Origin of the sequence: Dechloromonas agitata is5 (genome assembly GCF_000519045.1) — a bacterium.
GTDB classification, from domain to species: Bacteria; Pseudomonadota; Gammaproteobacteria; order Burkholderiales; family Rhodocyclaceae; genus Azonexus; species Azonexus agitatus.
In genome coordinates, this window is the sequence record NZ_KI912532.1 from 257,385 (window position 1) to 273,634 (window position 16,250).

The following is a 16,250-nucleotide window of genomic DNA, read 5'->3' on the forward strand; positions in this document are numbered from 1 at the left end:
GGGCTGACCGCGTCAGAGCCAGCGTGGCGGACGCTTGTCGAGGAAGGCGGCGATGCCGTCCTTCGCTTCGTCGGTCGCGCGCTGGCGGGCGATGCGCTGCGCGGTTTCCTCGCTGACCGCGTCATCGATCGGCCGGCCATGCACGGCGGCAATCAAGTCCTTGGCGGCCTGCTGGGCTTGCGGGCCGCCGGCGAGCAGGGCTTCGACGATACCGGCAATGCAGCCGTCGAGTTCCTCGCGCGGCACCACTTCACCGACCAGGCCGATGGCCAGCGCGCGCTGGGCGCTGATCCGCTCGGCGCTCTGGAAGTAGCGCAGGGCATGGCGCGGCCCGATGGCGCGCAGCACGTAGGGACTGATCACCGACGGGATGATGCCGAACTTGACCTCCGACGTGGAGAAAGCCGCGTCGTCGCTGGCCACCGCCATGTCGCAGGCGGCCGCCAGGCCGGTGCCGCCGCCCAGCGCGGCGCCCTGCACGCGGGCGATGGTCGGCTTGCTCAGGCCGGACAAGGTTCGCAACATGCCGGCGAACTTGCGGGCATCTTCGACGTTCTGCTCGTGGGTGAATTGCGACGCGCGCTTCATCCAGTTGAGATCGGCGCCCGCCGAGAAGTGCTTGCCGCGCCCGCCGAGGATGACGACGCGCACGTCGGCATCGGCATCGAGTTCCCGGCAGGCCAGGGTCAGTTCGGCAATCAGTTGTTCGTCGAAGGCGTTGAAGACGGCCGGGCGGTTCATCCAGAGGGTGGCGACCTTGCCGGTCCGTTCGATTTCCAGGGTTTGGTACATGGCGGGCCTCAGCGATGCTTGAAGTTCGGCTTGCGCTTCTCGACGAAGGCGGCCATGCCTTCTTTCTGGTCCTCGACGGCGAAGGCCGCGTGGAAGACGCGGCGCTCGAAGAGCAGGCCTTCGTTGAGGCTCGATTCGAAGGCGCGGTTGACCGATTCCTTGATCATCATGACCACCGGCAGCGAGAAGCCGGCGATGGTCTGCGCTGCCTTCAGGGTTTCATCCAATAGCTGGTCAGCCGGGTAGATGCGGGCGACCAGCCCCGCCTTCTCGGCTTCCGGCGCGTCCATCATGCGGGCGCTCAGGCACATATCCATGGCTTTGGCCTTGCCCACCGCGCGCGGCAGGCGTTGCGTGCCACCGGCGCCGGGCAAGGTGCCGAGGCGGATTTCCGGCTGGCCGAATTTGGCGGTATCGGCGGCGAAGATCATGTCGCACATCATCGCCATCTCGCAGCCGCCACCCAACGCGAAGCCGGAAACGGCGGCGATCACCGGCTTGCGGGCCGTCTTGATGCGTTCCCAGTTGCGGGTGATGAAGTCGGTCTTGTAGGCATGCAGGTAGTCGAAGTCCTTCATGAAGCCGATATCGGCGCCGGCGGCAAAGGCCTTTTCATTACCGGTGATGACGATGCAGCCGATGTTCTCGTCGGCTTCGAAGGCGTCGATGGCGGCGCCGATACCGTCGACGACCTCGTTGTTCAGGGCGTTCATCGCCTCCGGGCGGTTGATGCGGATCAGGCCGACCTTGCCGACGATCTCGCTGAGTACGACGTGGGACATGGATGTCTCCCAAAAAACGGCCGCCCCCGAGGGGACAAGAGGGCGGCCCAAGTGCAGTAGAAGGGGGACAATCAGCGTTCGTCGAAGCTGACCGTCAGGTTCTTGGTGGTGGCACGGGCCTGGCAACTGAGGACGAAGCCCTGTTTGACCTCATCGGCCTCCAGCGTAAAGTTCTTGTCCATCACCACCTCGCCGCACAGCACCTTGGCCCGGCAGGTACAGCAGACGCCGGCCTTGCAGGAAAACGGCAGGTCGAGGCCGGCGTCGAGTGCGGCGTCGAGCACATGCTCGTCGGCGCCGATGTGCAGCTCGTGCTCCTTGCCGTCAAGCACGATGGTCAGTGCGATGTCCTTGGCGGCCGCCTGCTTGTGCGGAGCGGCGTCGGTATCGGCCTGGATCTTGGCGGCCTGCGCCGGGCCGGAGGTGAAGCGCTCGGTGTGCACGCGGTTTTCCGGCACGCCGGCGGCGAGCAGCGCCCGCTCGGTCGCCTCGATCATCGCCTCGGGGCCGCAGATGAAGACCTCGTCCATGCTGGCCACCGGCAACAGGGTGTCGATGATGGCCTGCACCTTGGCACCGTCGATGCGCCCCTGCAGCAAATCGACCTCCTGCGCCTGGCGCGACAGGATGTGGATCAGCGTCAGGCGGTCCGGGTAGCGGTCCTTCAGATCCTGCAGCGCTTCGTTGAACATCACGCTGGACATGCGGCGGTTGCCGTACACCAGCGTGAATTTGGACTCCGGCTGCTCTTCCAGCGTCGTCGCGGCAATCGACAGGATGGGGGTGATGCCCGAACCGGCGGCAAAGCCGACGCGATGGAGGGCGCGCGGCTTCTTGATCGTGAAGCGTCCCTCGGGCGGCATCACGTCGAGCTTGGCGCCGGCCTTCAGGGTCTGCGCCGCCCAGTTGGAAAACAGGCCGCCCTCGACCGGGCGGATGCCGATTTCCAGTTCGCCGGCCTTGGCCAGGCGGCTTTTCGGGCTGCTGATCGAGTAGTTGCGGCGCACATCCTGACCCTCGACCCGGGCGCGCAAGGTCAGGAACTGGCCGGGCTGGAAGTCGAAGGTTTCGCGCGCAGCGGCGGGAATGTCGAAGGTGATGGCCACCGAGCCGGCGGCTTCGGGGCTGACACGCTTGATGGTGAGTTCGTGAAAACGGGGGGCTGACATAAGGCTTGCCTCGCTAATAAGGCTTGAAGTAGTCGAACGGTTCCTGGCAATCGAGGCACTTGTAGAGCGCCTTGCAGGCTGTCGACCCGAAATGTGAGGATTCGACCGTGCGCGCCGAGCCGCAATGCGGACAGGGCACGGTTTCCGCAGCGGCCGGCTTGCTGATGAAGCGCACGACATTGCTGCCGGCCGGCGTCTGGTGCGGCGGGGCGATGCCGTAGGCGCGCAGCTTTTCCTTGCCCGCCTCGGTCATCCAGTCGGTAGTCCAGGCGGGCGCCAGTTGCGTGACGACGCGGGCGGCGATGCCGGCACGGGCCAGCGTCGCCTTGACGTCGTCCTCGATCTGGCCCATGGCCGGGCAGCCGCTGTAGGTCGGCGTAATGACCACTTCCAGGCCATCGGCCGCCTGCCGCACATCGCGCAGGATGCCCAGTTCGCGCAGGGAAATGACCGGGATTTCCGGATCGGTCAGTTCCTCCAACACGGCCCAGGCCGCTTCGACGCCGCTACGCATGGCTTACCAGACCCCGTTCGGATGGGCGCGGGCCAGGCTTTGCATTTCGGCCAGCAGGAAGCCGAGATGCTCGGAGTGGATGCCGCGCTTGCCTTCGGTGACGTAGCCGCCGACAGCCGGCCGCTGCAGCGTGGCCTCGGCCAGTGCGGCATCGACGATGGCGTCCCAGTCGGCACGCAGCGTCGTCACATCGACGCCGATACCGGCGGCGATGGCAGCCGCTTCGGCCGGGCTCTGCACCCAGAATTCCTGGGTGTAGGGGAACAGGTGGTCGAGCGACGCCTGGACGCGGGCATGCGATTCGTCGGTGCCGTCGCCGAGGCGAACCAGCCAGTCGCGCGAATGGCGCAGGTGGTAGCGCACTTCCTTCAGCGACTTGGCGGCAATCGCCGCGAGGTCGGCGTTGGCCGATTTTTCCAGCGCCTCCCAGAGCAGGGCCATCAGGGCGCTGTACAGGAAGTTGCGGACGATGGTCGTGCCGTAGTCGAGATCGCTCTGCGCGTAGCCGGAGAGCGGGCCGTGGTGCGGCAGTTCGAGCAGCGTGTAGTTGCGGAACTCGTGCGTCTCGCGGAAGTAGGCCAGCTTGTCTTCGGTGCAGTCGCCGCCCTTGAGCGTGGCGACCAGTTGGTAGAGCAGCCGGGCCTGGCCGATCAGATCGAGGCTGACGTTGGACAGGGCGATATCCTCTTCGAGGATCGGGCCGTGCCCGCACCACTCGGCATTGCGCTGGCCGAGGACCAGGGCATTGTCGGCGAGGTGCAGCAGGTAATCGATGGCGGCGCTCATTACATGTGCCCCACTTCTTCCGGGATTTCGTAGAAGGTCGGATGCCGGTAGATCTTGTCGGCTGCCGGATCAAACAGCTCGCCCTTCTCGTCCGGATTGCTGGCGGTGATGTCCTTCGACTGCACCACCCAGATGCTGACGCCTTCCTGGCGACGGGTGTAGACGTCGCGGGCCATCTCCAGCGCCTGGGCAGCATCGGCGGCGTGCAGGCTGCCGCAGTGCTTGTGTTCAAGGCCCTGCTTGCTGCGGACGAAAACTTCCCAGAGCGGCCATTCTTTCAGTGCGGTAGTCATGCTGCGTCCCTCATTTCACGAGCTTGTTTCTTGGCGGCATGGGCCAGCGCGGCATCGCGCACCCATTGCCCGTCGTTATGCGCCTTGACGCGGGTGGCCAGGCGTTCCTTGTTGCAGGGACCGTTGCCATTGACGGTCTCCCAGAATTCGGCCCAGTCGATCTGGCCGTAGTCGTAGTGCTGGCGTTCCTCGTTCCACTTGAGATCGGGGTCGGGCAGCGTGACGCCGAGCACCTTGGCCTGCGGCACGGTGGCGTCGACGAATTTCTGGCGCAGCTCGTCGTTCGAAACGCGCTTGATGCCCCAGCGCATGCCGAGCGCGCTGTTCGGGCTGTCGGCATCGGGCGGCCCGAACATGGCCAGGCACTTCCACCACCAGCGATTGACGGCGTCTTGCACCATCGCCTTCTGTTCATCGGTGCCGGTCATCATGACCAGCAGGGCTTCGTAGCCCTGGCGCTGGTGGAAGGACTCCTCCTTGCAGACGCGCACCATGGCACGGGCGTAGGGGCCGTAGGAGCAGCGGCAGAGCGGTACCTGGTTCATGATCGCGGCGCCATCGACCAGCCAGCCAATGACGCCGACGTCGGCCCAGGTCAGGGTCGGGTAATTGAAGATCGAGCTGTACTTGGCGCGGCCGCTGTGCAGGCCGTCCAGCATCTGGTCGCGGCTGGTGCCCAGCGTTTCGGCGGCGGAATACAGGTAAAGGCCGTGGCCGCCCTCGTCCTGCACCTTGGCAATCAGGATCGCCTTGCGCTTGAGGCTCGGGGCGCGCGAGATCCAGTTGCCTTCCGGCAGCATGCCGACGATTTCGCTGTGGGCGTGCTGGCTGATCTGGCGCACCAGAGTCTTGCGGTAGGCCTCGGGCATCCAGTCCTGCGGCTCGATGCGGCCGTCGGCATCGATGCGGGCATCGAAGGCGGCCTGCAGGACGGGATCCTCGGTCGACGGTGCCAGCGGCACGGTCTTGCCGCCGGCGTTGTCTGGCACGTTGAATGATTGGGTGTACATGAAGTTCTCCTGTGGGGTGGGAGTCGCTTTTCGGGTTGTTGCAAGCGGCGACGGCGGTTGCCCGCCATCGCCGCGGGGGTGTTACTGGACGATGGTCCAGTCGCCGCCCTTCACTTCGAGCAGGCGGAAGGCCGAGAGATCGAGGCCCATGTGGTCGGTCGGCGACATGTTGAAGGTGCCGCTGGTGGCGACGAAGCCCTTGGTCGCTTCGAGCGCATCGCGAACCTTGGCCTTGTCGGTGGAGCCGGCGCGCTTGATGGCGTCGACCGCCAGCATCAGGCCGTCGTAGGCATAGCCGCCGAAGGTGGACACGTCGGTCTTGTAGGCCGCCTTGTAGGCCTTGTCATAGGCAGTGACGATCGGTTTCTGCGGGTCGTTGGCCGGCAGCTTCTCGGGGATCAGCTGGGCCGGCGACGGCAGGCGGACGCCTTCGGCTGCCGGACCGGCCAGCTTCAGGAACTCGTCGGAAGCGACGCCGTGCGACTGGTAGAGCGGCAGCGTGATGCCGAGTTGCTTGTAGTTCTTGGTCACGATGGCCGGGCCCTGGCCCAGACCGAACACGAACACGGCCTGAACGCCCGGCGTGGTCTTGATCTTGGTCAGCTGCGGGCTCATGTCGGTATCCTTCGGACCGTAGGTCTCGTTGGCGACCAGCGTGATGCCATACTTGCCGGCGACCGCCTCGGTTTCCTTCTTGCCGGAGGCGCCGAAGCCGGAGGTTTCGGAGAGCAGGGCGACCTTGGTCAGACCGCGCTTCTTCATGTCCTCGAAGACTTTCTCAGCCGCCATGCGATCGGTGTGCGGGGTCTTGAACACCCACTTCTTGACCGGCTCGATGATGACCACGGCACCGGCCAGCGAGATGAACGGAATACCCGCCTTCTCGGCCAGCGGCACGGAAGACATGGTGGCGCCGGTGGTGGTGCCACCGACCAGCACGTCGACCTTGTCATCCTCGATCAGGCGCTTGGTGAAACCGTTGGCCTTGTTGGCATCGCTGCCGTCGTCGTAATGGACGAGTTGCAGCGGACGGCCGAGCACGCCGCCCTTCTTGTTGAGGTCATCGACATACAACTGCAGCGTCTTCAGTTCCGGGTCGCCGAGGAAGGCGGCCGGACCGGTGACGGAGAGAACGGAACCGATCTTGATCGGATCGGCGGCAAAGGCGCCGAGTGCGCCGAGCGCCAGGGCGGTACCGGCAACGAGCTTCTTGATGCTGTGCTTCATGGGTTTGTCTCCTCTGTTGGAATATGGATCAGACACGCTCGATCACCATGGCGATCCCCTGCCCGACACCGATACACATGGTGCACAGGGCATAGCGGCCGCCACGGCGCTTGAGTTCATAGGCAGCGGTGGTCACCAGGCGGGCACCGCTCATGCCGAGCGGGTGACCGAGGGCGATGGCACCGCCGTTGGGATTGACGCGCGCTTCGTCGTCGGCCAGGCCGAGATCGCGCAGGACCGCCAGGCCTTGCGCCGCGAAGGCTTCGTTCAGTTCGATGACGTCCATCTGGGCCAGAGTCAGGCCGGTCTGGGCCAGCACCTTGCGCACGGCCGGGGCCGGGCCGAAGCCCATGATGCGCGGCGGTACGCCGGCGGTGGCCATGCCGACGACGCGGGCCAGCGGCTGGAGGCCGTACTGGCCGGCGGCGGCTTCCGAAGCCAGCAGCAGGGCGCAGGCGCCGTCATTGACGCCGGAGGCATTGCCGGCCGTAACCGACAGCTCGGGGCCGTTGACGCCTTTCAGCTTGGCCAGCATCTCCAGCGTGGTGTCTGGACGCGGGTGCTCGTCGGTATCGACCACCTTGGCGTCGCCCTTCTTCTGCGGGATGACCACCGGCACCAGCTCGTCGGCGAAACGACCGGCGGCATGGGCAGCGGCCCAGCGCTGTTGCGAACGCAGCGCGAAGGCGTCCTGGTCGGCGCGGCTGATGCTGAATTCCTCAGCGACGTTGTCGGCTGTCTGCGGCATCGAATGCGTGTCGTACAGCTTCTTCATCAGCGGGTTGGGGAAGCGCCAGCCGATGGTCGTGTCGTAGATCGCCGCCTGCCGCGACCAGGCCGTCTCGGCCTTGCCCATCACGAACGGGGCGCGCGACATGCTCTCGACGCCGCCGGCGATCATCAGCCGGGTTTCGCCGGACTTGATCGAACGGGCGGCCAGGCCGACCGCGTCCATGCCGGAGCCGCACAGGCGGTTGACGGTGGTGCCTGGCACCTCGATGGGCAGGCCGGCCAGCAGGCCGGACATGCGGGCGACGTTGCGGTTGTCTTCGCCGGCCTGGTTGGCACAGCCGTAGATGATGTCATCGACGGCCGTCCAGTCGACCTGCGGATTGCGCTCCATCAACGCCTTGAGCGGGATGGCGCCGAGGTCGTCGGCACGCACGCCGGCCAGCCCGCCGCCGTAGCGGCCAATGGGGGTGCGGATGGCGTCACAGATAAAAGCCTGGGTCATTGTTCTATCCTCAGTTTTGCTTCGGGCGTTCGTCGAGTACGCGCTTGGCCTTGCCGACCTGGGTACGCGGAATGGCGTCGAATTCCATCACGGTGATCTTGGTCGACACGCCGATGATGGTCTTGATGCGGTGCTGCAGTTCCTTGCCGATGGTCTGGATATCAGCCGGCGCCAGCTTGCCGGACAGCTCGCGCTGGAGTTCGCAGCGCACTTCCAGGTTGTCCAGGTGGCCATCGCGAGTGACGACAACCTGATAGTTGCCGGACAGGCGCTGGTCGCGCAGGATCTGCTCCTCGATCTGGGTCGGGAAGACGTTCACGCCACGGATGATCAGCATGTCGTCGGAACGGCCGGTGATCTTGCCGATACGGCGGAAGGAACGGGCGGTCGGCGGCAGCAGGCGGGTCAGGTCGCGGGTACGGTAGCGGATGACCGGGAAGGCTTCCTTGGTCAGCGAGGTGAACACCAGTTCGCCCTCTTCGCCGTCGGGCAGCACTTCGCCGGTTTCCGGATCGATGATCTCGGGGTAGAAATGGTCTTCCCAGATCACCGGGCCATCCTTGGTCTCGATGCATTCGCAGGCGACGCCCGGCCCCATCACTTCGGTCAGGCCGTAGATGTCGATGGCGTCGATGCCCAGCTTGCGCTCGATCTCGCTGCGCATGCCCTCGCCCCACGGCTCGGCGCCGAAGATGCCGACCTTGAGCGAAATCTCGTCCGGCTTGATGCCCAGGCGCTCGAACTCCTCGGCGATGACCAGCGAGTAGGACGGGGTGACCATGATGATTTCCGGCTTGAAGTCCATGATCTGCTGGACCTGCTTCTCGGTCTGGCCGCCGGACATCGGCACGGCGCAGCAACCGGCGCGCTCGACACCGTAGTGGGCCCCCAGGCCGCCGGTAAACATGCCGTAACCGTAGGCGACATGCACCATGTCACCGGCCCGGCCGCCCGCGGCGCGGATCGAGCGGGCAACGACGTTGGCCCAGTTGTCGAGGTCGTTCTTGGTATAGCCGACCACCACCGACTTGCCGGTCGTGCCGGACGAGGCATGCAGGCGGGCCAGCTTGGTGCGCGGCACGGCGAACAGGCCGAACGGGTAGTGGTCGCGCAGGTCGGTCTTGGTCATGAAGGGGAACTTGCCGAGATCGGCCAGGCACTTCAGGTCGTCCGGATGGACGCCCTTGGCCTCGCACTTCTGGCGGTAGGGCTCGACGTTGTCGTAGGTGTGGCGCACCGACCACTTCAGGCGCTCGAGCTGCAGGGCCGAAATCTCGTCGCGGCTGGCGGTTTCGATCGGATCGAGCTCACCGGGCAATGGCATTTTCGATGTCATGGATGTCTCCTCTCTCTGTGGGTTTCGGCTCAGTTGGCCTGTTGCAGTCCGGCGATCACTTCACCGTTGATGCGATAGCTCTTGCCCCGGAACAGGGCGATGGTCTTGCCGTGGTTGTTGCGCACGGTAATGTCGTACACGCCGGTGCGGCCGGATGCCGACTGCTCGACGGCTTCCGCTTCCAGTGTCTCGCCCTCCTTGGCCGGGGCCAGGAAGTCGATATGGCAGGCCGAGGCCACGGTGTTCTTGTTGTAGCTGTTGCAGGCGTAGGCGAAGGCCGTATCGGCCAGGCTGAAGATCATGCCGCCGTGGCAGATGTGGTGGCCGTTCACCATGTCGGAACGCACCGTCATGGTGAGCAGCGAAGCGCCCGGCTGGACGCGGACGATCTTGATGCCCAGCGCCTGGGCGGCGCGGTCGCGCGAGTACATCGCTTCGGCGGTGGCATCGGCCAGGGTTTGCGCCTCGGCCGGGCTGAGTTTCGGTTCAGTCATGGATATTCCTTCCGGCAAACACGGCGCGCTGGATCAGCGGCGAGATGCGGTAACGATCCTCGCCATAGCTGGCGCCCAGGTTGGCCAGCACGTCGCGGATGGCGGCGACGCCGACCTGGTCGGCCCAGGCCAGCGGGCCTTGCGGGTAATTGACGCCCAGGCGCATGGCCTGGTCGGCCCCCTTTTCAGTACACACACCCTGATTGACCGCATCGGCCGCTTCGTTGGCCAGCATGGCGACCGTGCGCATGACGAGGAGGCCGGGCACATCGAGAAAGCGCGACACGGCAAACCCGGCGGCCTGCAACAGGCCGACGGCGGAGACGACGGCCGCCGGTTCGCACTGCTCGGCGGCAGCGACCGCCAGACGGGTGGCCTTGCTGTAGTCGAGCGCCAGGTCGATCAGTACGGTGTTGGCGACGCCGGTTTCGGCGGCGCGCTGCGTGGCGCTGCGGCCATCGGTGACGTACAGCTTGGCGAGGCCGATTTCGGCGATGCGGCCGTCGGCATCCGGGGCGCGCCCGAACGACAAGCCACTGTGCTGCAGGCGCTCGACCAGGGCCTCGGCAACGGCGCATTCGCCGAACACCGTGATCTTGCCGGCCGGCGTTTGCGGCGCTTCGGTCTGCGGCACGGGCTTCACGGCCCCCTCGCGGTAATCGTAGAAGCCGCGCCCGCTCTTGCGACCGTAGAAACCGGCATCCACCAGTTCCTGCTGGATCAGCGACGGCAGGAAACGCTGATCGTTATAGAAGGCGCGCCACACCGAATTGGTCACTGCGAAATTGACGTCGTGGCCGATCATGTCCATCAGCTCGAACGGCCCCATGCGGAAGCCGCCGGCCTCGCGGCAGCAGGCGTCGATGGTGGCGTAATCGGCGGCACCTTCCTGGGCGATGCGCAGCGCCTCGGCGTAGTACGGCCGGGCGACGCGATTGACGATGAAGCCGGGCGTCGACTTGGCATGCACCGCCGTCTTGCCCCAGGCATTGGCCGTGGCGAACAGCGTCTCAGCCACCACCTTGTCGGTGGCCAGGCCGGAGACGATCTCGACCAGGGCCATCAGCGGGGCCGGGTTGAAGAAGTGCAGGCCGGCCAGGCGCTCCGGGCGCTGCAGCGCGGCGCCGATGGCGGTGACCGAGATCGACGAGGTATTGGTCCCGAAGATGCAGTCGGCCGACACGATGCCTTCGAGGTCGGCGTAGAGCTTCTGCTTGGCTTCAAGGTTTTCGACGATGGCTTCGACAACCAGGGCGGCATCGGCCAGATCGGCCAGCTGCTCGACGGCGACCAGGCGATCGCCGGCCGCCTGGGCCGCCTCGGCGCTGATCTTGCCTTTTTCGGCCAGCTTGGCGAACTGGGCACGGATGCCGTCAACCGCCTTGGCGGCAGCGCCCGACCGGTTGTCGAGGAGCTTGACGACATGCCCGGCCTGCGCCGCCACCTGGGCGATACCGGCACCCATGGCACCGGTGCCGACGACGGCGACGACCGCCTGTTGGGATAGGGGTGATTGGCTCACGGTTTCACTCTCCGGTGAAATTCGGCGCACGTTTTTCCATGAAGGCCTGGACACCCTCGGCGTAATCCGGGCTCCAGCCCAGCTCACGCATGAAGCCGCCTTCGAAGGACAGTTGCTGCTCCAGGGTGTGACCCGGTGCGGCGTGCATGGCCTGGCGGGTACGGACCAGCGCCTTGGTCGGCAGGGTCGACAACTGCTTGGCCAGCGCATCGACGCGGGCGGCAAACTCGGCATCCTCGGCGCATTCCCAGATCAGGCCCCATTCGGCGGCCTTTTCGGCCGGCAGCTTGTCGGCGAGCAGGGCAAGGCCCATGGCGCGCGCCATGCCGACACGCTGCGGCAGGAACCAGGTGCCGCCGGTATCCGGGATCAGGCCGATCTTGGAGAAGGCCTGCAGGAAGGAGGCCGACTTGGTGGCGACGACCAGATCACAGGCCAGCGCCACCGAAGCGCCGGCGCCGGCAGCAATGCCATTGACTGCGGCGATGGTCGGCACGCGCAGGTTTTGCAGGCGCAGGACCAGCGGCTTGTAATTGCGTTCGACGACGTTGCCGATGTCCGGCATCTTGCCGTCGACCTTGGCCATGTCCGGATCAGCCAGGTCCTGGCCGGCGCAGAAGGCGCGACCGGCACCGGTCAGCACCAGCACGCGGATCGACGCGTCGGCCTGGATGGCATCCAGCGCGGTGCGCAGTTCGGCATGCATGGCGCCGGTAAAGCTGTTCAGCTTGTCCGGCCGGTTCAGGGTCAGGCGGGCGACGCCAGCCTCGACGGTGAAGGTGATGTTTTCAAAGTTCATGGCGCGTTCTCAGATGTGGTAGCGGCGCTGGACGACCACGAAACGGTTGGCGACGAAGGCGGCATCGGCGTAGGACGCGTTGGCCGCCGGGTTGCCGCCGGTGCCGTGGTAGTCGGAATAGGCGGCCGACTGGTTCACGAAGACGCCGCCGGTCAGGTTGATCGACAGGGCGACCTTGGAACGCATCGTGGCGGCGGTCATCGCGTCGATCACTTCCGGCTTGGTCGAGTAGATGCCGGCGGTCAGCGCGCCATGGGTGGCCACGATGCGCTCGGACAGCGCGATGCCGGCGGCGGTGTCGGCGACCTTGACGATGAAGCTGATCGGGCCGAAACGCTCTTCCATATAGGCATGCTCGTCGGCGGCGTCGCAGGCGAGCAGCACCGGGGTGCGCACAGTAGCCTTGGGAAATTCCGGGTTTTCCAGCTTGGTCGAGGCCAGCACGACCTTGCCCAGCGTGCCGCTGTCGGCCATCTCGATACGCTTCAGTGTGTCGGCCGACTGCACGGCGCCGAGCACGGCGTGGGCGACTTCCGGCTTGGCCAGGAAGCCGGAGACGGCCTTGGCCAGGTCGGCACAGACGTCGTCGTAGGACTTGTGACCGTCTTCGGTGTCGATACCGCCGGCCGGCACGAAGATGGCCTGCGAGGTGGTGCACATCTGGCCGGAATAGAGCGACAGCGTGAAGGCCAGGTTACGCAGCATCGGCTTGTAGGCGTCGGTCGAGTCGATGACGATGTTGTTCACGCCAGCCAGCTCGGCATAGACACGGGCCTGGCGGCAGTTGTCGACCAGCCACTGGCCGAAGACATTGCCACCGGTGAAGTCGATGGACTTGACGGCGGAATGGGTGACCAGCTTCTGGGTCGTGGCGCGGTCAGAGGCGACGCACAGCGTGACCAGGTTGGGGTCGATGCCGTTCTCGGCGAGCACGGCGCGAATGGTGCGCACGGTGATGGCGGCCGGCAGGATGGCGTTGCTGTGCGGCTTGACGATGACGGCGTTGCCGGTGGACAGCGCGGCGAACAGGCCGGGGTAGGTGTTCCAGGTGGGGAAGGTGCCGCAGCCGACAACGACGCCGACGCCCTGGCCGACGATCTCGAAGTGCTTCTTCATGACCAGCGGCGGATTTTTGCCCTGCGGCTTGTCCCAGACCGTTTCGGCCGGCACGAAGCTCTGCTCGCGCCAGGCGTAGGCGACGGCCTCCAGGCCGCGATCCTGAGCATGTGGCGAACCCGCCTGGAAGGCCATCATCCAGCCCTGGCCGGTGGTCATCATCACGGCGTGGGCGAGCTCGAAGCTCTGCTTGTTCAGGCGATCAAGGATTTCCAGGCAGATGCCGGTACGCCCGGCGGCCCCTACCTTCTGCCAGCCCGCCATGGCCTGCTGCCCCGCAGCGATCAGCGCCTCGTGGTCACAGACCGGATATTGAATACCCATCTCGATGCCGTAGGGCGACTGTTCGCCCCCCGCCCAGCCCGTCTGCCCCGGCTGCTCCAGCACGAACTGCCGACCGAGGTGCGCCTCGAAGGCCTTCTTGCCGTCTTCGGCCGCCGTTTCGCCATAGGTCTTCGGGCTCGGCATTTCGTTATAGGCCGACCAGTAGCCCCGGGTGGCGATGGCATTCAGGGCGCCATCCAGCGTGGCGCGGTGTTTCTCGAGCAGGGGGTGCGACATCGATATCTCCTTCGCGGTGTTTGTTCTTTGACGGCAGCGCAGCCATACCACGCCAACTTGTGACACACGATACAAATTACATTCAAGCAAGTCAATAAAAAGTATCGTAAATTTTCATACAAACTTAGGTTACGATTAGCAAAATAAGTTCCTGTTCATTGCTTGAACCGTTATCAATCAATTATTTACAAATCGCAAAGCTCATTTAATTTTTTGATGTTCTGAATCGCAAAATCCGTTCCGAAAAATTTTTTAGTCATTCGATACAATTTTTATTGACTTGGCGTGTGTTGATGTATCACTATTCACCCCACGCCACCGGCCAAACCGGATGGCAGTCCAAATTGATCATCAGACCTAAACAAGGAGTGAGACATGGCCAGCAACAAGGAACGTTTTGCCGACAAGATGGAATTCCCGCCGGCGATCGAACAACCGAACGTCTATCCGCTGTCGTGGAACAGCAAGACCAAGAAGCTGCAGGAAGTCTGGGAAGCCGCCCTGCGTGAGAACTGGGACCCGGAAAAGCTGCCTTGGGACACCCTCGACGTCGATAGCTACACCTGGGAAGAGCGCGAATCGATCGCCTACTGGTGGAGCCTGCTGTCGGTGTTCGACGCTTCCGCTCCCCCGGTCTTCGCCGAAGCCCTGATCAAGACCTACGAAGTGCACGAGGAAGATCCGGTCCGCAAGTGCTTCTTCTCCGTCACCCGCGACGAGCAGAACCACGAAATCATGTGCGGCCTGGCCATCACCAAGATGCTCGGCCACCCGGACCCGATCACCTACCAGCCGAAGACCGAGCTGGGCAAGCGCCTGCAGAAGAACGTGCAGTGGCTGTACTTCAACGGTTCGCGCTACTGGAATGGCTACAAGCAGGCCGTGCCCAAGTACGACCTGGCCGTGCTGTTCAGCTCCTTCCTGATGGGCGAGATCGCTGCCGCCACCATCTTCAAGCAGATGTTCGACAACTCCCGCGAACCGGTCTTCAAGGAAGGCTTCAAGAACATCGGCCGCGACGAAGGCCGCCACATGGCGATCTGCATGGCCGTCATGGAGCGTGACTACCCGGGTCTCAAGGAAGAAACCAAGGCCATCGTCACCAAGCAGATCCGTGCCGGCTACCTGTTCCTGTCCGCCGTGCTGTTCGAGCCGCCGATGGAATTCTGGGACCTGCCGGCCGACTTTATCGCCAACCAGCGCGAGGCCGAGGAAGTCGCCCGCGGTGCCGGCTTCGGCATCCCGACCTACGACATGAAGCTGCAGAACTGGAAGAACGCGATGATCAACCTGAAGGGTGTGCTCGATCGCTACAACATCCCGTTCCCGGCCATTCCGGAAGTCGGCATCACCGGCCAGGAAATCAGCGACATCGACATGGAAGACATCATCCCGGTCTTCTAAACACCGGATGAACCCGCAATTCCTGCAGTAATTGCTCCGGCCGGCGCCCCCACCAGGGCGTCGGCCTTGCCGCAACAGAGAAACCAACACCCATTAGGGGGAGACAAAATGGCTCGCATCATCATGCAACCCTCGGGCAAGTCCGTCGATTGCGCCTACGGCGACACGGTACTGATGGCCCTCGAAAAGGCTGGCTACGCCCTGCCCAACAACTGTCGCGCCGGCGCCTGCGGCGAATGCAAGGTCAAGGTTACCCAAGGCCAGTTCGACCAGGGCATGGTGCTCGACATGGCCTTGTCGCAGGACGAGCGCAAACAGGGCTACGGCCTGATGTGCATGGCCAAGCCGATTTCCGAGGAACTGACCATCGAGTGGGGCACCGAGGATGCCAAGCCCAAGCTCTTCCCGCCGCGCGAGGACGCGCTGTTTGTCGTCACCGACAAGAAAAGCATCGCCGCCCGCGTCGTCGAACTGCGCCTGCGCCCGGTCGGCCAGCCGATCCGCTACTGGCCCGGCCAGTACGTCACCATCGGCAACCCGCGCGCCGACATCCCGGCCCGCGCCTATTCGATTTCCAACGCCCCCCGCCCGGATGGCGAACTGGTGCTGCAAGTCGCCCGCGCCGACGGCGGCGTGACCAGCAACTGGATCCATGATCAGCTGGCGATCGGCGACAGCGTCAAGATTTCCGGCGCCTACGGCACCTTCATCGGCGACCCGTCGGTCGATACGCCCGTCCTCTGCATCGCCGCCGGCACCGGCCTCGCCCCCGTGCTGGCGCTGGCCGAGGCGGCGTTGCGTCGCGGCTTCCGCAAGCCGGTCACCATGCTCTTCTCGGCCCGTACCGAAGACGACGTGTACAGCAAGGGCATGATGGCCTGGTGGCGCACCAAGCACCGCAATTTCGACTACAAGATCACGCTGACCCGCGAGGAAAAGGAAGGCTACCTGAAGGGCCGCGTTGATGTCGTGCTGCCGCAGATTTTCCCCGATCTGTCCAAGCACACCATTTTCGTCGCCGGCAGCCCGGAGTTCGTGGACGCCAGCGTCGCCGCCGTCAAGGCACTCGGCGCCCAGGACGAGCTGATCCACACCGAGGGCTTCTTCGCCCAGCAGCAGCCGGTCGTTGCCGACGCCGACCACCTGCTGCCGCTGTAAATCGCATAAGACAGATAAACCAGGAGACGACATGAACCCCCAGCACCCCCAGA

The 16,250-nt window shown here is 64.9% G+C and carries 16 protein-coding genes; 2 read left to right on the plus strand and 14 right to left on the minus strand.

Annotated elements, in window-relative coordinates:
- Positions 1-12 precede the first annotated feature (12 nt).
- The 14 genes from K420_RS0101325 to paaN all read right to left on the minus strand — a co-directional run bounded on the left by K420_RS0101325 (position 13) and on the right by paaN (position 13,635).
- Positions 13-792: an enoyl-CoA hydratase/isomerase family protein gene (locus tag K420_RS0101325; protein WP_027456462.1), complete on the minus strand. Its 780-nt coding sequence runs from the start codon at positions 790-792 to the stop codon at positions 13-15.
- A gap of 8 nt (positions 793-800) precedes the next feature.
- Positions 801-1,574 carry an enoyl-CoA hydratase gene (locus K420_RS0101330; RefSeq protein WP_027456463.1) on the minus strand — a complete coding sequence of 258 codons (774 nt, stop codon included), beginning with the start codon at positions 1,572-1,574 and terminating at the stop codon, positions 801-803.
- A gap of 71 nt (positions 1,575-1,645) precedes the next feature.
- The gene (paaE, locus tag K420_RS0101335) at positions 1,646-2,743 is read right to left on the minus strand and encodes a 1,2-phenylacetyl-CoA epoxidase subunit PaaE (protein ID WP_027456464.1); all 1,098 of its coding nucleotides are present in this window, start codon (positions 2,741-2,743) and stop codon (positions 1,646-1,648) included.
- Positions 2,744-2,756: 13 nt separating this feature from the next.
- The gene (gene paaD, locus K420_RS0101340) at positions 2,757-3,257 is read right to left on the minus strand and encodes a 1,2-phenylacetyl-CoA epoxidase subunit PaaD (protein ID WP_027456465.1); all 501 of its coding nucleotides are present in this window, start codon (positions 3,255-3,257) and stop codon (positions 2,757-2,759) included.
- Positions 3,258-3,260: 3 nt separating this feature from the next.
- Positions 3,261-4,043 carry a 1,2-phenylacetyl-CoA epoxidase subunit PaaC gene (gene paaC, locus K420_RS0101345; RefSeq protein WP_027456466.1) on the minus strand — a complete coding sequence of 261 codons (783 nt, stop codon included), beginning with the start codon at positions 4,041-4,043 and terminating at the stop codon, positions 3,261-3,263.
- Entirely contained in the window at positions 4,043-4,336 is a 294-nt protein-coding gene (gene paaB / locus K420_RS0101350) for a 1,2-phenylacetyl-CoA epoxidase subunit PaaB (RefSeq protein ID WP_027456467.1), read from the minus strand. The genes paaC and paaB overlap by 1 nt, the downstream gene beginning before the upstream one ends.
- The gene (paaA, locus tag K420_RS0101355) at positions 4,333-5,346 is read right to left on the minus strand and encodes a 1,2-phenylacetyl-CoA epoxidase subunit PaaA (protein ID WP_027456468.1); all 1,014 of its coding nucleotides are present in this window, start codon (positions 5,344-5,346) and stop codon (positions 4,333-4,335) included. The genes paaB and paaA overlap by 4 nt, the downstream gene beginning before the upstream one ends.
- Positions 5,347-5,427: 81 nt before the next feature.
- The gene (locus K420_RS0101360) at positions 5,428-6,573 is read right to left on the minus strand and encodes an ABC transporter substrate-binding protein (protein ID WP_027456469.1); all 1,146 of its coding nucleotides are present in this window, start codon (positions 6,571-6,573) and stop codon (positions 5,428-5,430) included.
- A 28-nt stretch (positions 6,574-6,601) separates the two neighbouring features.
- Positions 6,602-7,807: a 3-oxoadipyl-CoA thiolase gene (pcaF, locus tag K420_RS0101365; RefSeq protein ID WP_027456470.1), complete on the minus strand. Its 1,206-nt coding sequence runs from the start codon at positions 7,805-7,807 to the stop codon at positions 6,602-6,604.
- Positions 7,808-7,817: 10 nt separating this feature from the next.
- Entirely contained in the window at positions 7,818-9,143 is a 1,326-nt protein-coding gene (paaK, locus tag K420_RS0101370; protein ID WP_027456471.1) for a phenylacetate--CoA ligase PaaK, read from the minus strand.
- Between the two features lie 29 nt (positions 9,144-9,172).
- Positions 9,173-9,637: a hydroxyphenylacetyl-CoA thioesterase PaaI gene (gene paaI, locus K420_RS0101375; RefSeq protein WP_027456472.1), complete on the minus strand. Its 465-nt coding sequence runs from the start codon at positions 9,635-9,637 to the stop codon at positions 9,173-9,175.
- A complete protein-coding gene (gene paaH, locus K420_RS0101380) occupies positions 9,630-11,102 on the minus strand; it encodes a 3-hydroxyacyl-CoA dehydrogenase PaaH (RefSeq protein ID WP_232422812.1) in 1,473 nt (490 codons plus the stop codon). The genes paaI and paaH overlap by 8 nt, the downstream gene beginning before the upstream one ends.
- A gap of 61 nt (positions 11,103-11,163) precedes the next feature.
- Positions 11,164-11,958: a 2-(1,2-epoxy-1,2-dihydrophenyl)acetyl-CoA isomerase PaaG gene (gene paaG / locus K420_RS0101385; protein ID WP_027456474.1), complete on the minus strand. Its 795-nt coding sequence runs from the start codon at positions 11,956-11,958 to the stop codon at positions 11,164-11,166.
- A gap of 9 nt (positions 11,959-11,967) precedes the next feature.
- Complete coding sequence (gene paaN, locus K420_RS0101390) at positions 11,968-13,635, minus strand: phenylacetic acid degradation protein PaaN (RefSeq protein WP_027456475.1); 1,668 nt, start codon at positions 13,633-13,635, stop codon at positions 11,968-11,970.
- Between the two features lie 375 nt (positions 13,636-14,010).
- On the opposite strand from paaN, the gene K420_RS0101395 reads away from it, so the two are divergent.
- Together K420_RS0101395 and K420_RS0101400 are read left to right on the plus strand one after the other, a co-directional pair.
- Positions 14,011-15,039 carry a diiron oxygenase gene (locus tag K420_RS0101395; RefSeq protein WP_027456476.1) on the plus strand — a complete coding sequence of 343 codons (1,029 nt, stop codon included), beginning with the start codon at positions 14,011-14,013 and terminating at the stop codon, positions 15,037-15,039.
- 108 nt (positions 15,040-15,147) lie between these two features.
- On the plus strand, positions 15,148-16,197 hold the full coding sequence (locus K420_RS0101400) for a 2Fe-2S iron-sulfur cluster-binding protein (RefSeq protein ID WP_027456477.1): 1,050 nt from the start codon (positions 15,148-15,150) through the stop codon (positions 16,195-16,197).
- Positions 16,198-16,250: the final 53 nt, after the last annotated feature.